Here is a 3,926-nt window from a genome sequence, read left to right as displayed (position 1 = left end):
GCCGGCTGCCGCGGCCGGGTTCGGCACCGGCCGGTCCGGTCGGGCCCACCTGGTATCAAGTTCGCGGTGACCGGTGCCACACGACCACCGGTCATGCACGGTGAACGGCCTGACCGCCAGAACCCGGCCCCGAGCAACCGGCCCCAGGAAATCAGCCGACGCGGCGGTCGGCGCAGGCGACGATCGAGAAAGCGAATGCCCCCAGCGCCCCACAGAGCACCCCGCCCGCAGCTGTCCGACGAAGTGGCCGTCCGGATCCGCGACCGGATCATGACGGGCAAGCTGCGCCGCGGCCAGCACCTGCCCCTGGAGCGCCTCGCGGAGGAGATCGGGGTCAGCGTGACCCCCGTGCGGGAGGCGCTGCTGGCGTTGCGCGGCGAAGGGTTCGTCGAGCTCGAACCTCGCCGCGGCTTCACCGTCGTGCCGCTGAATCGGCAGGACGTGGCCGACGCCAACCGGTTGCGGGCCGGGCTGGCGGGCGAGCTGGCCGCCCGCACCGCCGAGCGGATCAGCATCGCGCAGCTGGACGCGCTGGAGGCGGTGCAGGCGGAGCTGGAGCACGCCACCCGCTTCGGCATCGGCGACGCGGTGCAGCTCGACCAGCGGTTCCACACCGCGATCCACGACGTCGCGGAGTCCGCCAAGCTGGACTGGTTCCTGCGGCTGGCGTCCCGCTACGTGCCGCAGCGGATCGGCGCGGCCACGCCCGGACTGACCGAGCTGACCGAATCCGAGCACCGCGAGATCCTGCGCGCCTTGCGCAACCGGGACGCCGAAGCCGCGCGGTGGGCGATGCACGAGCACGCGATCAACACCGGGCGGGCGCTGCTTCGCTACCTCGACGAGCAGGAAATCTGGGATCAATGACCGAATCGTCGCGTTCGGTCGCGACCGGCGGCAGGGCTTTCGGCCGGGCTCACCCACACCGGTGGCATCGGAGCCCGAAAACCAAGATTGCGACCGCGTAACGTATCGTCGCCTGCGGACGACAGTCCTGGTGGCGGTCGGGTTCGCAGCAGTGTCCCCGGCGGTTCGTCCGGTTCCCCGAAGTACTTCCGGTCCCTCATCGGCTCGCCGGGCCGACGGGCGCGCCCGGAGCACGAGCAGACCGGTCGGCCGCCAAAGCATTGATCGGTTCCGGCGCGCCGCGTGGCAATCATTCCCTCCTCCCAAGAAAAGCGGGGCGCGAATCATGCAGAGCAGCAGCCGCACTTTCGTGTCGGTTGTCGGAACGGTGCTGATGGTCGTGACGACCGTTCTCCTGGCCGCATGGTCCCAACCTCAGCCCGCTGCCGGGCCGCCGGCGAACGCGGCGGTCAGCGTCGTGCGATGAGTGGGAACGGCGGTGCGCCGGCGACGATCAGTCCTCCCGGACGACGCTCGTCGCCGGCTTGTCCTCGCGCAGCCCGGTGAATCTCGGGTGCCGCAACCGCCCGTCCGCGGTCCATTCGGAGAAACCGATCTCCGCGACCATTTCCGGCGCCACCCAATGCACCTCCCGTTCCCCGATCCGATCGGCGAACGGTGATTCGGACTTCTCCAGCCTTTCCATTCGAGCCCGCAGATCGCGCAAGGTCTTCTCGTCGTATCCGGTCCCGACCTTGCCCGCGTAGCGCAGCTCGTCGCCTTGGAAGTAGCCGACCAGCAGCGCGCCGAACCCGTGGCGCGCGCCTTTCGGCTCGGTGAAGCCGCCGATGACGAACTCCTGCCCGGAGACGCACTTGAACTTCAGCCAGTCCCGGGAACGGCCGCCCCGGTAGGGCCGGTCCGCGCGCTTGGCGATCAGACCCTCCCAGCCGCGTTCGCACGCCTGCCGGAAGAACTCCTCCCCGTCGCCGCGGCGGTGCTCGCTGTAGCGCAGCGGGTCGTCGAAGCCGAAGCACTCGAACAACAGCCGCTTGCGGGTGCGCAGCGGCAGCCGGGTCAGGTCCACGCCGCCGACCGCGATCAGGTCGAACAGGTAGTAGAACACCCGCACCCCGGTCCGCCGGGCCGCGCGCGGGTCGGTCAGGTGCATCCGGTTCTGCAGCTTGGCGAAGCTGGTGCGGTCGCCGTCGAAGGCGACCACCTCGCCGTCCACCACGAACCGCTCCCCCTGCCCGGCCAGCGCGTCCAGCAGCTCCGGGTAGGAGGCGTCGACCCGCTTGTGGTTGCGCGACCACAGCACCGGATCGCCGCCGTCGCGCCCGGCCAGCACCCGGGCGCCGTCGAGCTTGCGCTCGTAGAGCCAGTCCGGGTCGGAGAACCGGCTGTCGGTCAGGGTGGCCAGCTCGGGCTCCAGCCAGGTCCCCGACCAGGAGCGCAGCAGCGGCAGCTGGTCGGCGCCGAGCAGTTCGGTCGGATCGGGCTCGCTCACGGATGCGGTATACCCGGTAGGGGCGCCTTTCCCGACCACCCGCTTCCTCACACTTTCGTGTCAGTGGGTGAGACTGGATATCGACCTGCCGCAGATGCGGGGCAAGCCCAGCCCCGCGCCCGACCGCGAAGGTGCACGAAGCGATGCCGAAGACAACCAACCCGTTGCTGAAGAAGAGCGGGCCATCGACCAACGCGATCCTGAGCATCGTGGTGGTCGTGGCCGCAGTCGTGATCATCGGCGGGGTCCTGCTGTTCACCGCGGGCAAGGGGGACAACGCCGCAGGCGGCCAGTCCCCCGCACCGGGTCAGGACATGAGCCAGGTGGTGAGCAAGCCGGACAGCCACAAGCTCACCGAAGCCCCCGACGCCAAGGTCACCGTGACCGAGTTCCTGGACTTCCAGTGCCCGTCCTGCTTCCAGTACTACAACGGGGTCACCAAGAACATCGAGCAGGAGTACAAGGGCCGCATCAACTTCGTGAACCGGATGTACCCGCTGACCAACGCCCACCCGCTGGCGATGGAAGCGGCCAAGTCCGCCGAGGCCGCGGCGATGCAGGGCAAGTACAAGGAGATGTACCACGCCATCTTCGACAACTACCGCGCATGGGCGGTCTCCCCGGACGGCCAGCAGGTCAGCGATGACACCGGGCGCGCCAACCAGATGTTCACCCAGTACGCCCAGCAGATCGGACTGGACGCGAACAAGTTCAAGCAGGACAAGGAGTCCAAGGCGGTCAGCGACCGGATCGCGGCCGACCAGGCCGACGCGGAGAAGGCCGGCATCTCCGGCACGCCGTCGTTCTTCATCAACGGCCAGAAGTGGGAGGGCTCCGGCAAGTCCACCGCTGATGTCGCCCAGCAGCTGCGGGCCCGGATCGACCAGGAGCTGGCGCGATGACCGCCACGCAGCAGGCGCACCCGGCCGCGGCCGCCGCGGAGCCACCAACGCGGCAGACCGGGCTGGGCTGGCTGTACCTGATCGGCGGTGCGATCGGCCTGGTGGCCTCGTTCGCGCTGACCGTCGAGAAGATCACCAAGCTGGGCAATCCGTCCTACATCCCGTCGTGCAGCATGAATCCGATCGTGTCCTGCGGCACGGTCATGGACAGCACCCAGGCCGCGCTGTTCGGGTTCCCGAACCCGCTGATCGGCCTGTTCGCGTTCCCGGTGATGATCACCGCAGGGGTCGTGCTGCTGGCCGGGTTCGCCGCGCCGCGGTGGTTCTGGATCGGCCTGCAGCTGGGCACCACGCTCGGCGTGGTGTTCGTGCACTGGCTGATCGTGCAGAGCCTGTACGACATCGGCGCGCTGTGCCCGTACTGCATGGTGGTGTGGGCCGTGGTGATCCCGATGTTCTGGTACACGACGCTGCACGCGCTGCGCGGCGGCCACCTGGGCGGGGGCGCGTCCGCGGGCGCGGCGTTGTCCCGGTTCCACAGCCTCGTGCTGGTGGTCTGGTACCTGGCGATCGTGGTAATGGTGCTGCAAGCGTTCTGGAGCTTCTGGACCTCACTGTTCTGACGCCCACGTGAGCCTGGAACACCCGTTTGTCTGGCCAATGGCGCG

General features: G+C 69.1%; 4 protein-coding genes. 3 read left to right on the top strand and 1 reads right to left on the bottom strand.

The window, feature by feature from the left end; genetic code table 11:
• The first annotated feature begins 195 nt into the window (after positions 1 to 195).
• The gene (locus IJH84_RS07130; protein ID WP_295141762.1) at positions 196 to 867 is read left to right on the top strand and encodes a GntR family transcriptional regulator; all 672 of its coding nucleotides are present in this window, start codon (positions 196 to 198) and stop codon (positions 865 to 867) included.
• A 493-nt stretch (positions 868 to 1,360) separates the two neighbouring features.
• On the opposite strand, the gene ligD is transcribed toward IJH84_RS07130, so the two are convergent.
• Complete coding sequence (gene ligD / locus IJH84_RS07125) at positions 1,361 to 2,305, bottom strand: non-homologous end-joining DNA ligase (protein WP_295141765.1); 945 nt, start codon at positions 2,303 to 2,305, stop codon at positions 1,361 to 1,363.
• Between the two features lie 194 nt (positions 2,306 to 2,499).
• Between ligD and IJH84_RS07120 the strand changes: the two genes are divergently transcribed.
• The gene (locus IJH84_RS07120; RefSeq protein WP_295141759.1) at positions 2,500 to 3,258 is read left to right on the top strand and encodes a thioredoxin domain-containing protein; all 759 of its coding nucleotides are present in this window, start codon (positions 2,500 to 2,502) and stop codon (positions 3,256 to 3,258) included.
• Positions 3,255 to 3,881: a vitamin K epoxide reductase family protein gene (locus tag IJH84_RS07115; RefSeq protein ID WP_295141758.1), complete on the top strand. Its 627-nt coding sequence runs from the start codon at positions 3,255 to 3,257 to the stop codon at positions 3,879 to 3,881. The genes IJH84_RS07120 and IJH84_RS07115 overlap by 4 nt, the downstream gene beginning before the upstream one ends.
• Positions 3,882 to 3,926 lie beyond the last annotated feature (45 nt).

It is taken from the genome of Saccharopolyspora sp. (assembly GCF_017434145.1).
Taxonomy (GTDB): domain Bacteria; phylum Actinomycetota; class Actinomycetes; order Mycobacteriales; family Pseudonocardiaceae; genus Saccharopolyspora_C; species Saccharopolyspora_C galaxeae.
Note: the sequence above shows the minus strand (reverse complement) of the source record. Positions and strands in the feature narration are given on the sequence as shown.

Coding starts and splice junctions, on each gene's coding strand:
- IJH84_RS07130 (WP_295141762.1), top strand. CDS start 196: ATGCCCCCAGCGCCCCACAGAGCACCCCGCCCGCAGCTGTCCGACGAA.
- IJH84_RS07120 (WP_295141759.1), top strand. CDS start 2,500: ATGCCGAAGACAACCAACCCGTTGCTGAAGAAGAGCGGGCCATCGACC.
- IJH84_RS07115 (WP_295141758.1), top strand. CDS start 3,255: ATGACCGCCACGCAGCAGGCGCACCCGGCCGCGGCCGCCGCGGAGCCA.